A 17,038-nucleotide genomic window follows, 5' to 3' on the forward strand; every position below is an offset into this window, starting at 1 on the left:
GATTCTTTTCACCTCCGTTGCGGATCGTCTCAGGCGACTGCTGATGTCCAGAACAGGAGCGAACGAATGAAGCACTCAGACGGAGAGCCGGTGCACTCATCAGAGCGTACCCGGGTTCACGAGAACATCGCCGCACGTCTTGAAAATCTACCGGCCCGCGGTAGATCGAGGATGGTGGTTGTGGTCGCTGCCCTAGCCGTATTCTTTGATATTGGTGACGGTGCCTCGCTTGGGCTCGTCGCTCCGACGTTGCGGGATGCTATTGGGCTGACCACTACCATGTTCGCTCTCACGATGTCCGCAACCTTTATCGGGTCCTTCCTCGGTGCTTCGATCGGTGGCTATCTGTCGGACAGATATGGTCGAATTCGATTCTTCCGTTTGGCATTGGCTATCACGACGCTCTTCACTCTGGCGCAATCGGTCATCCAGACGCCGGTTGAACTGGTCATTCTTCGCTTCCTGGCGGGAATCGGAATCGGATCACTATTCGTTGTCGCGTTGATCTATCTCGTTGAGATGAGCCCACCGTCTCGAAGGACTGCGCGCACAGCGATTGTGGCAGGCATTGGTGTAGGAGGCTCGGCCGTTTTCGCAACGTTGGCTCGACTCATCATTCCAGTCGGGCCTGAGGGCTGGCGTCTCGTGTTTTGTATCAGCGCCTTGGCGATCCTCTTGTACATTCCGTTGCGACTGCTCCCCGAATCTCCGCTGTGGTTGGTTACGCGGGGGCGCCTGGACGATGCGAAAGCGGCAATGACCTCGCTGGAACGAAACTCGGGTGTTTCCTCAACGCAATCGCCGGCAATCGCTACCTGTGAAGAGGTTTTCACCTCGGACACTCCAGGTTCGACTGCCACGGAATCGGTGAATGCAGAACCTGATACCGTAGATATAGCTGGTGGGGAACCGGTTCGACTGACACGCGGACCCCTACTCGTCTCCCTTGTTCTGGTGTCGGTGATGTTGATGCTCTATTCGACCGCGGGGCAGTCGTTCTCCATGTGGCTTCCCACGATTCTTGATGCTCGGGGATTCGACTCCTCATTAGCGCTCACGGTCACCGCCGCGTCGTTGTACGGAGCGCCACTGGGATGCGCAATTGTGTACCTGTCCAGTCGTTTTGTTTCGCGGTGGACGATGATGTTTGCAATGGCTGCGCTGGCCTGCATCAGTATCGTAGTCTTCTTTGCATCAGATGCGACGTCTGTCGTAATCGCTTCTGCATTCGTTGTTATGGCGGTGAGTGGTGGCTACTCGCCACTGACCAACGTGACAGCCGGCGAGGAGTTTCCGACCTCTGTGCGAGCGAGTGGAATGGGCTTCGCCCACTCGACGACCCGAGTATCAAATGCCGTCGCTCCTTTCTGGCTTGCTATGGTGCTCAATTCGGGCCTGTTTGTGCTTGGGTCGTTCCTTGTCGGCCTGTGGGTCGGAATTCTGGCCGTGGTGTCCATGCTGCGGGCTCGCCACATCGCAGCGCAACGACGCGCGTCGAGACAGCAAGATGTCGATGCGTTTTCAACCGTTGCTGGGGGCGACAAGCCGCTCAACTAGGGCAGCACCATATTTTCTGGACGCAACTTTTGCTGACCGAATCGGTGACGGTCACCATCTTGAGGTTGCTGGTCATATCCCGGCCTCGCCGGCGGATACTTACGCACCGGCGCGAGGAATGGAGCCCGAGGCTTGGAAGATGGCCCAATCAAGGATGAACCAACCGATATAGAATCACACTGGAAGGATTTACTGAACATGACGACTCCTACCCGCGCGTTCGCCGAACGATACGTGGAGTTCACCAATGCCGGCCAATACAACCGGCTTGCATCCTTGTTCGCAGAAGATGCAGTCTTTCTCGCTCCGAAGGGGCGCGAGCTGCGAGGACGGGAACAAATTAGCTCGTTTTACGAAAATTTCCTGCCCTCCATCAAGTCCAGACTCCGACTCGCCAGCTTCGTCGAGCAGGGCGACATGTGCGTCTACGAGTTGGATGCGCAGATCAACGACGAGACCGAGTACTTTTTAAGTGCCATCGACCACGCGACGCTCGACGGCGACGGTTTGGTCAAACGTTTCGTCGTGTACACGCGGGAGACTGGTCGATAGCCGGCGCCTTCGACGGAGTGGTCGGGCGGGCTGTGTCCCGTGCGCGGTCTGCGAACCGGCTTTGCGATGAATCGTGGCGGTTGGTGAGCGCGGACTGTTGTAAGGGCGTCTTGGTCGACGACGAGACAGCGCTTCCGAAGAACAAAATGCGCTCGGCGGTGCCCGACAATATTCGGTACGGCGAATTGCGAACATCCCGGACGGAGGCTACACCTACGCCTCCGTCCGGTCGGGCGTTTATCGACCGTGATTCGTATCTGCGCGAGCCCTGGCCTGAGGACCGCAGCGATGCCGTGCCGCCGGAAAGCTGGTGACTTCGCCTGCCTGACGATCCTGCGGGGTCCTCCAGGGAAATCACCAACGGTGTACGCGACCTGAATCACCCTTCATGCAAGCAAGAAGCAGAGTTCCCCAGCATGGGCTGCAGACCAACGGTTAGTGCCCAGATCAAACTGCACGCGCTCGAGTGGCGCCTGCACGCCGCTGATCAAGGAGTACGAATGAGTGAAAGTCCACCAGCGCCCACCTTCCCGGCGCCAACTCCCGCCCCATCACCGATGCGAATCGGGCTGGTCGCGGAAACCGTCAAGGCCGAGACGCGGGTCGCTCTCACTCCGGAGGCGGTGCGCAAGATCGTAAGCCTCGGTTATACGGTGACCGTGGAGTCCGGGGCGGGGGAGCGAGCTGGATTCGACGACACCGCCTACCTCGACGCTGGTGCCGAGATCTCGGCAAGTCCTGTGTGGGACGCGGACGTCGTGGTGATGATCAACGCCCCGCAGCCCGACGAGATCACCGCACTGCGTGCCGGCAGTGTCCTGATCGCGATGCTCGCCCCGGCGCTCGATCCTGAACGCCTGGCTGCGCTGGCCGAGCGGGGAGTCACCGCACTGGCGATGGACGCGGTACCGCGCATCTCGCGGGCGCAGTCGATGGACGTGCTCAGCTCGATGGCGAACATCGCCGGCTACCGCGCCGTGGTCGAGGCAGCACACGCCTTCGGCCGATTCTTCACCGGTCAGGTCACCGCGGCGGGCAAGGTCCCGCCCGCGAAGGTGCTCGTTGCCGGTGCCGGCGTGGCCGGGCTGGCCGCGATCGCGACCGCGAACAGCCTCGGCGCTGTGGTGCGAGCCACCGACCCGCGGCCCGAGGTCGCCGACCAGGTCAAGTCGCTGGGCGGCGAATATCTGGCTGTCGAGGTCGCTCAGGAGAAGAGCGCCGACGGCTACGCGAAGGCGACGTCGCACGAATACGACAGACGCGCATCGGAAATCTACTCTGAGCAGGCCGCAGACGTCGACATCGTGGTCACAACCGCCCTGATCCCGGGCCGTCCGGCCCCGAGGCTACTCGACGCCCAGCAAGTCGCGTCCATGAGACCCGGCAGCGTGATCGTCGACATGGCGGCCGCGCAGGGCGGCAACGTGGCGGGCACGGTCGCCGGTGAAATCGTCGTGACCGACAACGGGGTCACGATCATCGGCTACACCGACTTACCCGGCCGACTTCCCACGCAGGCCTCGCAGTTGTACGGCACGAACGTGGTCAACCTCCTGAAGCTGCTCACCCCGGGCAAGGACGGGCACATCGTGCTCGACTTCGAGGACGTGGTGCAGCGCGGACTGACCGTCACCCACCAGGGTGAGACCCTCTGGCCGCCGCCGCCGGTATCGGTGAGCGCCGCCCCGGCCGCGGCGCCGCACGCCGTCGACACCCAAGCCGAGCTGAAGAAGGCCCCGTCACCGTGGGCGCGGGCGTCGGTGGGGATTTTAGGGGCGCTGGTCTTGTTCCTGACCACCGCATTTGCGCCCCCCGAACTGGCCGGGCACCTGACGGTGTTCGTGCTGACAGTGGTGATCGGCTTCTATGTGATAGGCAACGTCCATCACGCCCTGCACACCCCTCTGATGTCGGTCACCAACGCCATCTCCGGAATCATCGTGGTCGCTGCGATCCTGCAGATCGGCACCGGCGGCGCGAATGCCGGCGGGGAACTGGTCACCGGGCTGGCCGCGTTTGCGGTGTTGCTGGCCGCCATCAACATCGTCGGTGGCTTCGCGGTGACCCGCCGCATGCTGTCGATGTTCTCGAGGAGCTGAGAATAGGTATGAGCGTTTCGACGTGGACTGCGGCGGCCTATCTGATCGCCGCCCTGCTATTCGTGGTCAGTCTCGCGGGACTGTCCAAGCACGAGACCTCCCGCTCGGGTGTGGTGTTTGGTGTGGTCGGCATGACGATCGCGCTGGTCGCCAGCGTGCTCACCGCACTCGACTCGGCGTCCGGTCTCGGGATCGCCCTGCTCCTGATCGCATTGGTGGTCGGCAGCGGAATCGGGCTCTGGCGGGCCCGGGTCGTCGAGATGACCGGCATGCCGGAGCTGATCGCGCTGATGCACAGCTTCGTCGGCCTTGCCGCGGTGTTAGTGGGCTGGAACGGCTTCCTCGAAGTCGAGAGCGGTCACACGGAGCTGGTCGGGTCCCTGCTGGGGATCCACCACGCCGAAGTGGTGATCGGGGTGTTCATCGGCGCCGTGACATTTACCGGCTCGATCGTCGCCTACCTGAAGTTGTCGGCACGGATCCCGTCGATGCCGCTGCAGCTGCCGGGGAAGAATCTGCTCAACCTCGGTGCGCTGGCCGGGTTCGTCGTGCTCACGGTGATCTTCGTGAATGGCCCTACCCTGTGGCTGCTCGCCGCGGTGACGATCCTGGCGATGCTCCTGGGAATCCACCTGGTCGCATCGATCGGCGGCGGCGACATGCCCGTGGTCGTGTCGATGCTCAACAGCTACTCCGGCTGGGCCGCAGCGGCATCCGGTTTCCTGTTGGCCAACGACCTGCTGATCATCACCGGCGCACTCGTCGGGTCCTCGGGCGCGTACCTGTCCTACGTGATGTGCAAGGCGATGAACCGGTCGTTCCTCTCGGTCATCGCCGGCGGCTTCGGAGCACCCACCTCCTCCGGCGGGGCGAGTGTCACCGGTGAGCACCGGGAGATCAACGCCGACGGGGTCGCCGAGTTGCTGGCGGGCGCCAAATCGGTTGTCATCACTCCCGGCTACGGCATGGCCGTCGCGCAGGCTCAGTACCCGGTCGCGGAGCTGACTCGTCGCCTGCGTGAGCAGGGCGTCGAGGTCCGGTTCGGAGTACACCCGGTGGCGGGGCGGCTGCCCGGACACATGAACGTGCTGCTCGCCGAGGCGCAAGTGCCCTACGACATCGTCTTGGAGATGGACGAAGTCAATGACGATCTCGCCGACACGGACGTCGTCCTTGTCATTGGGGCCAACGACACGGTGAATCCGGCCGCCGCCGAAGACCCTGCCAGCCCCATTGCTGGAATGCCGGTGCTGCGGGTCTGGGAGTCCGCCGACGTCGTGGTGTTCAAGCGATCCATGGCCACCGGATACGCGGGCGTGCAGAACCCCCTATTCTTCCGGGACAACACCCAGATGCTGTTCGGTGACGCCAAAGAGCGTGTGCAGGACATCCTCGCCGCCCTGAAGACCCACGCGAAGGTCTGAACAACCTCGGGATTTCTTCGAAACCTCGCTGCGGCAGTAAATGTCGAGTGAGGGTCTCGACCAGGTGGTCGGTGCTGTGCCAGAGTTGGGGCCGTGCACCGACCACCTCGTCGTCGAGGGCCCGTCCTACCGTCTACGCACCCGATCCGGCCGTGTCCCGATTGACAGCAGAAGGCCAGGTCGATGCTCGATGACACATTCGGGTGGTCCCATGTTCGTGGCAACGAGGTGGTCCCATCACCCTGGCAAGCGACACGATCGCGGGCCGTGAGTGATCGTGCTGGTCGCTTGCCCGCGTCCATCAGGGCACGACCTGAGACCGCGTCTGGCACCTGTTGCGGATGCGGTTGGCGTTGCGGAGTTCTTCTGCTGCCGTGATCAGGTGGGACGCCGCGTATACGGTGATCATCACCGGGCGGGCGCGCATGCGCGCCTGAGCGTGCAGATCGACGAATTGGGTGTACGGCCAACCCTGATGTCCGCGGATTATCCACCGCAGGAGAGATATTCGGCTGGAGTAGCTCGCTCGTCTGACGTCGAGCGTAGTCCCCCGAGCCGTTGAACGTCGGTGTCCAGGTCCACGATCACGAAGACATAGGTGTTGCCCGCCGCACCACGGGTATGCGCCCAGCGGATTCCGCGACCTACTTCACACCCGGATTCGTTCATTGCAGCACTGCGGCAACGTCACCCGCGGAATCGATGCACTTTCAAGCCACAAGAGCCCGCATAGTTTCGAGTTTCGAAGAGTGCATCGACTAATCGTCGCCAGCGGATCCCCCGTTCATCGGGCACCTCCACTTCCCGGGAATGCGGTGAGGAATAACTCACACTTTACAGCGTAAGGTGATGTAGTGCACACTACGCTCTAACGAGGCCGTGTTCGGGAAAGCTACCGATGCCTGCCTCGGAACCCATTACGCTTCTACACTTCCAGGCTGGAGTCCAGCATGCTCAACCATTTTCTCCATGGCGAAACGGCCGAGCGGAGACCGCAATGGCCGCGCTGATACTGAGGAGGCTCGGGGCCGTAATCCCCGTGATGTTGTTGGTGTCGTTCGTCGTCTTCATGCTGTCGACGCTTATTCCCGGTGACGCGGCCGCTGTGTTGGCCGGCGGCGAGAACGCTACGCCGGAGCGCATCGCCCAAGTTCGTGCTGAGTTGGGTTTGGACCAACCCTTGCCGGTTCAATACTGGGACTGGCTGCGTCACGCGATTGTCCTGGACTTCGGTGACTCGCTGGTCGACCGGCGTCCCGTGACCGGAACGATCCAGGATCGGTTCCCGGTGACGCTGACGCTTGCGCTCGCCGCGATCGCTTTTGGTGTGGTTGTCGGCGGTGTGGCCGGATTTGTGGCAGGCAAGCGGCCAGGCAGTGCACGCGACCGGTTCGCAACGGTCGGCTCCAGCATCGGTATGGCGGTGCCCAATTTCTGGCTAGGAATGCTTCTCATCTCGGGGTTGTCCTTGCAGCTCGGCTGGTTCCCACCGGGGGGTCTCCCGATGTTCAGTGAAGACCCCGTCGGCTGGGCCCGGTCACTGGTGCTGCCGGCCATCGCGCTCGGGCTGCTCCCTGCGGCGATCATCATGCGGCAATTGCGGGCATCGCTGGTTGACGTCATGGGATCGCACTACGTCCGCACTGCCTGGGGCAAGGGTGGGGGAGTCGCCCGCGTCGTCGGCAAGCATGCTTTGAAAAACGCGGCGATGCCGACAGTTACGGTGCTGGGGCTGACCTTGGGATCGCTTATCGGAGGCTCCGTGTTGGTCGAGCAGATTTTCAGTATTCCCGGTCTCGGCACCCGACTGCTGCAGGCCGTCCTCGACTCCGACTTGCCAATGATTCAGGGCATCGTGGTCTTCTTTGCCCTCATCCAGGTGCTGCTCATGCTCCTGGTCGATATCGCCTACAGTTTCCTCAACCCGAAGGTGCGTGCCTCTTGATGGGTCAGACACGTGAAGTCGTCGACGTTACGGACGCCATTGCAGCACCGCCGGCCGAACGTGGCAGCCGCGGTTCGTCGGGGCCACTCGCGAAGGCCATGCGACGATTCAGGAAGAACAACGCGGCGATGCTTGGCCTTGCCTGGCTGATCGTGATCGTTGCCTGTTCCATATTCGCCCCCCTCATCGCCCCCCACGATCCAGCGACCCAAGACTCCGTTCCATTCCTGGGTCCGTCATCGGACCATCTCTTGGGCACCGACGAACTCGGGCGCGATGTCTTCAGCCGACTGGTGTACGCATCGCAGGTTGCCCTGCAGGCAGCGTTCACGATCGTGGGTCTGGCTCTAATCATCGCGCTCGCTCTGGGTTTGACGGCTGGATACGTGGGCAAGAAATTCGACTACAGCGTCATGCGCGCGATGGACGCGCTCTCCAGCTTCCCTCCGCTGGTCTTCGCGATCGCCATCGCCGCAATGCTCGGCGCGAGTCTGGGAAGCACGACAATCGCCATCGCGGTCATCTTCGTCCCCGGACTCACCCGCCTAATTCGTGCCCAGACGCTTGCGGTCAAGGAGGAGACGTTCGTCGAAGCCTCACGTGCGATCGGAACCCGCACCCACACCATCCTGATGCGCAGAATTCTGCCGAACCTGGCGTCACCCTTGATCGTCCAGGTCACCGTGCTCCTCGGCGCCGCGCTACTGGCCGAAGCATCGCTGAGCTTCGTCGGGCTGGGTGTGCAGCCACCCGATCCCAGCTGGGGTCAGATGCTGCGACGCGCATACGATGCGATCTTCGCCCACCCGTGGCAGATGCTGGCGCCCGGAATTGCGATCGCCCTGACAGTCCTCGCCTGGAACGTCATCGGAGATGGGCTGCGCGACTCCCTGGGCCACCAACCAGTGAAGGCGCCTCGCGCCATCCGACGGAAGGCGGGGCTGGGGGTCACGTCCGTCAAGGAGAACCGGATAGCCACCAAGCAGCCGTCGTCGAGTGCGGTGCTCTCCGTCCGTGATCTCGAGATCCGCTTCGCTACGGAATCGGGAGCGGTCACCGTGGTTGACGGCGTGAGCTTCGATATCGAGCCGGGCGAGATCGTGGGGCTGGTCGGCGAGAGTGGATGCGGCAAGTCCATGACATCGCTCGGCATCATGCGGCTGGTTCCCACGCCGCCGGGATGGATCGAGCGCGGATCGGTGATTTTCGACGGCCGCGACCTCACTTCGATGTCGGCCAAGGAATTACGGGCGGTCCGCGGCAAGGACATCTCGATGATTTTCCAGGACCCGATGTCGAGCCTCAACCCCGCATTCACCATCGGCAATCAACTGACTGAAACCGTGCGACTCCACACCGACCTGACCGCGAGTGCGGCCAAGACCCGCTCAGTTGAATTGCTCGACATGGTCGGCATCTCCGATCCGCATGTGCGCCTTGACCAGTACCCTCACCAGCTCTCTGGCGGCATGCGGCAGCGAGTGATGATCGCCCAAGCTCTAGCGTGCGAACCGCGATTGTTGATCGCAGACGAACCAACCACAGCCCTGGACGTGACCATCCAGGCAGAAGTGCTCGATCTGTTGCGCTCGCTGCAACGAGAGCTTGGCATGTCGATGATCCTCGTGACCCATGACCTCGGGGTCGTGGCGGACATCTGTGATCGGGTGGTGGTGATGTACGCCGGTCAAGTCGTGGAGCAGGCACCGGTTGACGAGCTCTTTCGGCAGCCCAGGCACGTGTACACCCAAGCACTGATGAAGGCGATGCCCCAGCTGGCCGGGCGTGGGGAAAGGCTCACCGCAATCCCCGGAACGGTGCCGCTGCCCTCCGCGTTCCCAGAGGGGTGCCGATTCGCGCCGCGCTGTCCACACAGCCGTGTCGAGTGCGATCGACCCATGCAGTTGACGCAACCGGAACCTGCGCACCAAGTCCGCTGTATCCGCTCCGACGAGCTGCTGGAGGTCGTCTCCTCATGAATGACAACGTCCTCGAACTTCACGATGTGCGAAAAACCTTTACCGTCGACAAGAACCTTATGGGGCGAGGTACCCGGCACGTGACGGCCGTTGCCGGCGTCAGCTTGTCGCTCAGACCAGGGCGAACGCTGGGGCTGGTAGGAGAGTCCGGTTCGGGAAAATCCACCCTTGGTCGGTTGGCCCTGCGGCTGGATGCGCCCACGAATGGCCATGTCATGTTTGACGGGAAGGAGATCACTTCCCTCCGCGGTGCGGCGCTACGTGCATTGCGGCGTCAGATGCAAGTTGTCTTCCAGGATCCCTACTCGTCCTTTGATCCCATGGCCACCGTGGGGTCCAGCGTCGCAGAGCCGTTGCGGACCCACCAATTACTCCCCCGGTCCGCGCATCAAAATCGAGTCGCTGAACTACTGGCAACCGTCGGCCTGCAACCGTCTCATGGGCAGCGCTATCCACAGGAGCTCTCGGGTGGACAGTTGCAGAGGGTGGCCATCGCGCGTGCTTTGGCCTGTGGGCCCAAGCTGCTGGTGCTCGACGAGCCGGTCAGCGCACTCGACGTTTCCACGCAGGCGGACGTCATCAATCTACTCACCGATCTTCAACGCGACCGACATGTCGCGTATCTCTTCATCGCACACGACCTGGCCGTTGTGCGACACGTCAGTCACGAGATCGCAGTCATGTACCTGGGACAAGTGGTGGAATACGGGGCCGCAGAGGAGGTTTACACCCGTCCTCGTCATCCATACACGCAGGCACTGCTCTCCGCGATCCCGGTAGCCGATCCCGTGGTGCAGCGGGCTCGGGAGCGGATCGAGCTGAAAGGCGAGATTCCCTCGCCTGCGAACCCGCCTCAGGGCTGCCGATTCCATACCCGTTGTGCTCATGTCATGGAAATTTGTCGGACAGTCGAGCCGGAGGAGTATGTCGGGCCCGCCGGTGTGATGGCACGCTGCCATCTGCACACACATGGCCCTCAACTCGCTGGGCGATCTGTCACCGACCTCCCCATGCCGCAGTCGGAATCCAGCTCCGGGCGGGCATAGGAATACGGGTGTTCACTCGCAGGTCAGAGGGTCACGAGCCGAGTCATCACTCACATGACCACCGCCCCAGGAATGCGAAATCAGCTGACATCCAAGAATATTGATCAAACACTCGAGCGGCCTGGTCATCGGAAATCCGCCACTCCGGCGCCGCAGATTGAACCCACCGTAACCTGTTGCCAGCATCGCAGTTCCCAACCAGGGCTCCGGGCCGATAAATCAATGTGACATATCACGGCTTCGGACCCCAGCTTTCGCCGCTATGAATTTTTCTCTTACCAGGAGGTCAGCAAGGATGAGACGTCATATCACCGCCCTAGGGATCGGGCTGCTCTTAAGTTTCGCCATGTTGTTGTCCGCGTGCGGATCCGGCGGCAACGCAAGCTCCAGCGGGGAGTACGATCCCGACGGAGTGTTCGTCCGGGGTGTCGACCTGACATTTCAGGGAGGCATCAGCTTCGATCCAGCCACCATCGGTCCCGGTTGGTACGGATACGTTTATCCGGTGACGAACTCGTGGCTGAAGATTGACGAAAACGGCGAGTACGTCATGGATCTTGCAGAGGAAGTTACTGTCGCCAACCCTACGACGGTCAGCGTGACCATGCGCCCCGACCTGAAGTTCAGTAACGGTGAGACACTGGACGCGCAGGCCGCCATAAACAGCATCAAGCGCACCATCGAGGCTCAGCCCCCGGGGTTGCGCTTGTCGGAACTCAAACTTGTCAACTCGATGACAATAGACTCGCCTACCAAGTTCACCATTCAGCTGACCGAGCCGAGAATGGCATTGTTCTACCCACTGTTGGCGGACGCCGAGACCACCCCAGTGTCGCCGAAAACCATCAGCGCGCCAGGCAATCACAACGGGGACATCATCACTGCGGGTCCATTCAAGCTGGAATCGTTCGAGCCGGGTGCCAGAGTGCGAATGGTCAAGAACGACTTGTACTGGAATGCGGACAACGTTAAGTTGGCGGGCATCGAATATCGGCACATCGGCGACGGGGCAGCCGGGATGAACGGGCTGCGCGGCGGCACCATCGATTTCGTCGCCGGTCTCAACCTGGTCTCGGAATCTGATGCGTCCGCGTTGGGTGGAGCCTTACAGGGCTATTCCAACCGCCTCCCGGGCACGGACTCTGCATTGTTCTGCATGCGAGAGGGCGGGCCGCTCGGCGACCTCAGGGTGCGTCAGGCCCTCAACTACGGTACGGACCGTGACAGGGTCAACGAGCTGTACACGGGCGGGAAGAGTGAGGCGGCTGTGGGTCTCGTGCCGAGTGGTCACCGGTTGTTCGCGGAGGACCTCGCAAACGCCTACCCTTACGACGTTCAGAAAGCCAAGGACCTTCTGTCGGACGCCGGCTATGCCAACGGCCTGAATCTCAAGGCCGTCGTTATGCCGAACGAGTCCAAGCACTTCGAGATTCTGCAGGCCCAATGGAAGGAGATCGGCGTTGACCTTCAGCTCACCGCCGCAACTGACCTCAATGAGCAGTGGTATCAAGCAAAGGGAGCGAACGGAGAGGTGGCGGGAGTGCCCATGCTCCGGGGGATCCCGGGAACGTTCTTCCGCTTGTTGACCAGTGACGCCGTCTCCAACGCTTGCTCGTACCCGGTGCCCGCGCTGGACGAGTGTGCCGAGGCTCTGGCCGCGCTGGACCCGGCGAGTGACGAGTTCGTTGCCAAGGCGGTGGAGTGCCAGGAGGTTGCATTCAAGGATTCTGCGCTGACCGTGAACACGATCTTCATCCTGGATAACGGTGGCTACAACAAGAGCCGGATCGGGGACTTGCCTATGCAGAGTGATCCGCTCGGGCAAATGCAGCCCGACGTGACGAAGTTGTACATGACGAGGTAGTGAGACGCACATAGTGCAGGTGGCCCGCGTCAGCATTGGCGCGGGCCACGCTACGGCAGTCGCCGAGGTGCTATGAGCAGAACAGCGTGACCGCGTTACGCTCACCGAACAACGTCACGGGCGAGCGCACCTTGGAAGTCGCCGGAGTGTGTGTTGCAGTTGGGCACGATTTGCGCGACCCGTGTCGATCGAATCCATCGACACGCCGTCACTGCCTCGGTCAGTGGCTGCTCCGCGATGAATGATCCACTCACAAGGTGTACGGGGCAGTCGACGCCTGGATCTGTTCGAGGAATTCGGGTGGGACGGCAGGCCACTCCGGCTGCCAGTCGCCGGCCAGTTGATCTGCCCGCAGATCCGCCGAGAGGGCGACGACGAGCGGTCCACCGTCGGGGAGAATGCGGCGAAGGCCCCGGACGGCGCAGATGGACGCCACGGAAGCGAGTACTTTCTTGGCCTCGTCTTCGCGGCCCGCCGCGGCAAGGCATGCCACCAGCAGTCGATCGGCCAGGAGCAGCGCCCGTCGGCGTCCGCTGCCCTCCAGCCTGCCGGTCCACTCGTGCGCCCATGTGCAGGCCAGCTCGATGTTCTCCTGGGATCGGGTGGCGAGGAGGAGACGGATGGCGGTGGCTTCTTCTACCTGCGCTGTGATCGAGTTCAGCCCGTGCACCGGTCGGCGCCGCTCTGCATAGGTGATCGGTGTGGCTGCTCCGAGTGCGGGATGGGCGGAGATCCCCAATCTTCGGCGTTCGTTCTCCACGCGGGCCTTCAGGCGCGGAAGTCGATGCGCAGTGGCGATTTCGTAGCCTTCGTGCAGCCTGCGGGCGGCTTCGTCGCGGTCATTACGGAGTGCCTTGATATGGGCCCCAGTGACGTACCGGGCGATCTTGAAGTCCACGCCGCCGCTTTCCGCGCCGAGGCGGTACCCGTCGTCGAGTAGCTGCTCCGCCTCGTCGAGTTCGCCCCGCTCGTAGAGGAGCTCGCCGAGAAGGGAACCCGCGAGCCGGCCCGAGGGCGCGTGCACTCCGCCGGCTTTCCGCGCGCCACCCCTTGCCTTGCGGAAGCGCTTCTCGGCCTCGTCGACGTCGAGTTCTTCCTGCGCGCAGATGCCGACGTAGCATTCACCGTGAACCATGTTGTGCGGTCCCTTGTTCCGCTGGTAATAGGGTTGGGCGCGTTCCTGCAGCCGTCGCGCTTCGGCGAAGTCGAATCGATACACTGCGGCGAAGGTGGCGACGTTGGAAGCGGCCGACACCACCCAGGGGTGCAATGATTCCGGCTGGGCGAGGCTCTCGGCGACGAGTTCGTCGATGTCGTCGATCCGGTCGGCGCGCAGTTCCCCGACCCCACGAACCGCACCGATCTCGGCGCGGAGATCCGCGATGTCCCCCGGGTCGAGTGCGCTGTCTTCGAGGGCACGCTCGGCCAGTTCAAGTGCCCGCCGCGCCGGTTCCATGCGGCTCAACATCATGTCTGCCCAGGCAACGGTGATCTGCAGTCGGGCACTGCGCTGCACCAACCGCGGCGGGAGCTTGCCGACCAGGGAGAGCAGCGTCGCAGTCTGCGAATGCTCGAAGAGCGACAACCCGTCGGCCTCCACCAACTCGACGGCCCGTTGTTCGTCACCGGCCGCCAGAGCATGATCGACAGCCTCCCGGAGCAGTCCGTGGGTGCAGAACCAATTCGACGCTGCCCGATGAAGTTCCCGAAGACGTTCGGGCTGATCGCGTTCGAGCCTCCTGCGGAGAAATTCGGCGAAGAGGGTGTGGTAGCGAAACCACGTCCGCTCGTCGTCGATGTGACGGAGGAACAGATCCCGGTCCTCCGCCTCCTCGAGCATGGCCTGCCCCCGCGCCGTGTCTGCGAGGGTGCAGGCGAGGCGTCCACAGATGCGGTCGGTGATCGACGTGGCGAGCAGAAAGTCGAGCATCGCCGGTTCGAGGGTGTCGAGGACGTTCTCGGCGAGGAATTCACCGATCGCATGATGCCGTCCCGACAGCCCGGCGATGAGTTCCCCGGGATCGGATCGGCCCCGCAACGACAACGAGGCCAGCTGCAGCGCCGCCACCCAGCCGTCGGTGGAATCTCGGAGTTCGGTGACGTCGTCGTTCTCGAGGGCCAGGCCACCGAGGTCGACGAGGAACTCTCGCGCCTCACCGTTGTCGAAACGGAGTTCGGCATAATCGATTTCGACCAGTTCGTCCTTGACTCTCATCCGGCTCATCGGCAGGCCCGCCCGGGTTCGGCTCGCGACGATCACCTGCAGGTGGTGACACCCGTTGTCGAGGAGGAACTCCAGGGCGGCGATCGTCGCCGGATCGGACACCCGTTGCCAGTCGTCGATGATCAGCGCGACGCGTTCACCGCTCGAGTGGATCTGGTTGACGAGGGACGTGAGTACGTACCGTTCGGCCTCGTTGTCGTGCTCCTCGAGAACCTGACCGAGTTCCTCGGCCAAACTCGGCCGCACGTGCCGGATCGCCTCGATGAGGTGCGCGACGAACCAGACCACGTTGTCGTCGTCGTTGTCGACGGTCAGCCATGCGACGGCCACACCGTCCGCGGTCAGGACATCACGCCACTGCACAGCCAGGGTGCTCTTCCCGAAACCGGTCGGGCCGTGGATGACTGTGAGTAGCCGGCGACGGCCGGCCCGCAACAAGTCGATGAGGCGTGCACGCTCCACCAGTCGCCGGGTGGGCACCGGCGGCCGGAACCGGGTAGCCGGCGTCGGCGGAGGCGTCGAGGTGTCCCGTCGCCTGCCGGTGGTGGAACGAGGGGTGTCACCGGTTGTGGTGCCGGACGGCGCGGCATCGGCGGGATGGACGACGACGATGCCCTTGTCGACGGGCATCGCCATCTCGTCGACGGGCAGCCCGTGACGGCGTTCGATGTCGCGGAGTTCGTCTCCGAACGCGGCGGCGGAGGCCGGACGCTCCTCGGGGTTACCGGACATCGCCCGCTGGATCACGTCGCTCACGTCGTCGGGAAAGCCTTCCTGGCGCAGATCGGGCACGGGCTGGGTGGTGATCCGCAGGAACTGGGCGATCACCTCCTCGCCGTGGTGCCGCTCGAATGCGGCATGACCGGTGATGGCGCTGAACAGCGTGGCGCCCAGGCTGTACACGTCGGACGCCGCGGTCGGTGCCCGTCCCGACAGCACTTCGGGCGAGGTGAACGCCGGTGATCCCGTGACTGTGCCGGCCGACGTCTCGAAAGCCCCGGACATCCGTGCGATGCCAAAGTCGGTGAGCTGCGGCTCGCCGTATTCGGTGAGGAGGATGTTGCCGGGCTTCACGTCGCGGTGGAGTATCCCCACCCTGTGGGCGGTCTCCAGGGCGCCGGCGAGTTTGACGCCGATTCGGAGCGCCTCGCTCCACGGCACGGGACCCCTTCTGCGGATCTGCATGTCGAGCGAGTCGTGGGGATGAAATTGCATCACGATGAAGGGTTTGCCGCTGTCCGTAGCGCCGACCTGCATGATGTTGACGATGTGCGGGTGTCCGCTCAATCTGCCCATCGCGCGTTGTTCCCGCAAGAATCGTTCGAGGTTCTCCGCGTCGAGTTCCGCGGTGAGCACCTTCACGGCGACGGTCCGGTCGAGCTGGGGTTGCACGCAGCGGTAGACCACACCGAACCCGCCGCGGCCGATTTCTACGGCATCCTCGAGCCCGACTGCGGAGAGTTCGGCTGCGAGCGTGGGCGCAGCGCCACGCTGAGTCGCGAGCGGATCAAATTCGGCCATCGTCGGCCTCGACCTGACGTTGTGGCGTCAGCAACCGCGCGGGCATGCAACCACCTCTTTGCTCGTCGTCGAGCATATCGTGGCGCGCAGGGCCGTGCCGCCGCCACAGCGTGCACATGCCCGCGAACCGTGGACAATCGAACGATGCCACACGTGCGGAGAATAGTGGACCTTTCCCACACGATCGGTCCCGGAATGCCGGTGTATCCCGGTGATCCGGTGCCGATGCTGACGCCGCACCGCACGATCGAACGCGATGGCTACAACGTCATGGGTGTCCGCTTCGGATCGCAATCCGGCACCCATGTAGATGCGCCCGCCCACATGGATGCGACCGGCGCCACCGTCGACGCCCTGCCGCCGGAGCTGTTCGTCGGCCGCGGAGTGTTGTTCGACGTCCGCGATCTCGGTGCGCGCGAACGTATTACCGTTGATGCGATCCGGGCCGCTGCCGAACGCCTACGGCCCGGTGACATCGCCCTGTTCCATACCGGATGGTCGCGTTATTACGGCAGCGACGCCTATTACACGCATCCCTACCTCGATCCCGATGCCTGCGAACTACTGCTCGATCGGGGGGTGCGGACATTCTGCGTCGACGCACCGAGTGTCGACGAGACGCCGGCCGACGGACAGGCCGACAACGGATATCCGGTGCACCACCTGATCGCCGCTGCCGGGGGAGTGATCGGCGAGAACCTGTGCCGCCTCGACCTCATCGACTTCCCCGACCCCTTCGTCAGCCTGTTGCCGATCACCATCGAGGGCTCGGACGGCGCCCCCACCCGTGCGGTGGCGCTCGACCTCGGGTGCTGATGTCGACGGCG

Annotated in this window: 10 protein-coding genes; 9 read left to right on the forward strand and 1 reads right to left on the reverse strand. The window is 63.2% G+C overall.

Annotation, left to right across the window (positions count from 1 at the left end; translation table 11 throughout):
• The first annotated feature begins 66 nt into the window (after positions 1 to 66).
• The 8 genes from L1080_RS29770 to L1080_RS29805 all read left to right on the forward strand — a co-directional run bounded on the left by L1080_RS29770 (position 67) and on the right by L1080_RS29805 (position 12,466).
• Positions 67 to 1,557, forward strand: a complete 1,491-nt coding sequence (locus L1080_RS29770) for an MFS transporter (RefSeq protein ID WP_250776979.1) — start codon at positions 67 to 69, stop codon at positions 1,555 to 1,557.
• 198 nt (positions 1,558 to 1,755) lie between these two features.
• Complete coding sequence (locus L1080_RS29775; protein ID WP_159923571.1) at positions 1,756 to 2,109, forward strand: YybH family protein; 354 nt, start codon at positions 1,756 to 1,758, stop codon at positions 2,107 to 2,109.
• A gap of 557 nt (positions 2,110 to 2,666) precedes the next feature.
• The gene (locus L1080_RS29780) at positions 2,667 to 4,208 is read left to right on the forward strand and encodes a Re/Si-specific NAD(P)(+) transhydrogenase subunit alpha (protein ID WP_159927343.1); all 1,542 of its coding nucleotides are present in this window, start codon (positions 2,667 to 2,669) and stop codon (positions 4,206 to 4,208) included.
• Between the two features lie 8 nt (positions 4,209 to 4,216).
• Positions 4,217 to 5,632 carry a Re/Si-specific NAD(P)(+) transhydrogenase subunit beta gene (gene pntB, locus L1080_RS29785; protein ID WP_159923573.1) on the forward strand — a complete coding sequence of 472 codons (1,416 nt, stop codon included), beginning with the start codon at positions 4,217 to 4,219 and terminating at the stop codon, positions 5,630 to 5,632.
• A 997-nt stretch (positions 5,633 to 6,629) separates the two neighbouring features.
• Positions 6,630 to 7,577 (forward strand): ABC transporter permease, encoded by a 948-nt coding sequence (locus L1080_RS29790; RefSeq protein WP_159923575.1) that lies wholly within the window; start codon positions 6,630 to 6,632, stop codon positions 7,575 to 7,577.
• Positions 7,577 to 9,556: a dipeptide/oligopeptide/nickel ABC transporter permease/ATP-binding protein gene (locus L1080_RS29795; protein WP_159923577.1), complete on the forward strand. Its 1,980-nt coding sequence runs from the start codon at positions 7,577 to 7,579 to the stop codon at positions 9,554 to 9,556. The genes L1080_RS29790 and L1080_RS29795 overlap by 1 nt, the downstream gene beginning before the upstream one ends.
• Positions 9,553 to 10,602, forward strand: a complete 1,050-nt coding sequence (locus L1080_RS29800; protein WP_308202214.1) for an ABC transporter ATP-binding protein — start codon at positions 9,553 to 9,555, stop codon at positions 10,600 to 10,602. Before L1080_RS29795 ends, L1080_RS29800 begins: the two co-directional genes overlap by 4 nt.
• Positions 10,603 to 10,897: 295 nt before the next feature.
• A complete protein-coding gene (locus L1080_RS29805) occupies positions 10,898 to 12,466 on the forward strand; it encodes an ABC transporter substrate-binding protein (protein WP_250776978.1) in 1,569 nt (522 codons plus the stop codon).
• A gap of 250 nt (positions 12,467 to 12,716) precedes the next feature.
• Here L1080_RS29805 and L1080_RS29810 read toward each other — a convergent pair whose 3' ends face one another.
• The gene (locus L1080_RS29810; protein WP_250776977.1) at positions 12,717 to 16,211 is read right to left on the reverse strand and encodes a serine/threonine-protein kinase; all 3,495 of its coding nucleotides are present in this window, start codon (positions 16,209 to 16,211) and stop codon (positions 12,717 to 12,719) included.
• 144 nt (positions 16,212 to 16,355) lie between these two features.
• Here L1080_RS29810 and L1080_RS29815 point away from each other — a divergent pair, with 144 nt between their 5' ends.
• Positions 16,356 to 17,027 carry a cyclase family protein gene (locus L1080_RS29815; protein WP_250776976.1) on the forward strand — a complete coding sequence of 224 codons (672 nt, stop codon included), beginning with the start codon at positions 16,356 to 16,358 and terminating at the stop codon, positions 17,025 to 17,027.
• The last annotated feature ends 11 nt before the right edge of the window (positions 17,028 to 17,038 follow it).

The sequence above is a fragment of the Rhodococcus sp. MSC1_016 genome, from assembly GCF_023667485.2.
Lineage (GTDB): Bacteria > Actinomycetota > Actinomycetes > Mycobacteriales > Mycobacteriaceae > Rhodococcus_F > Rhodococcus_F oxybenzonivorans.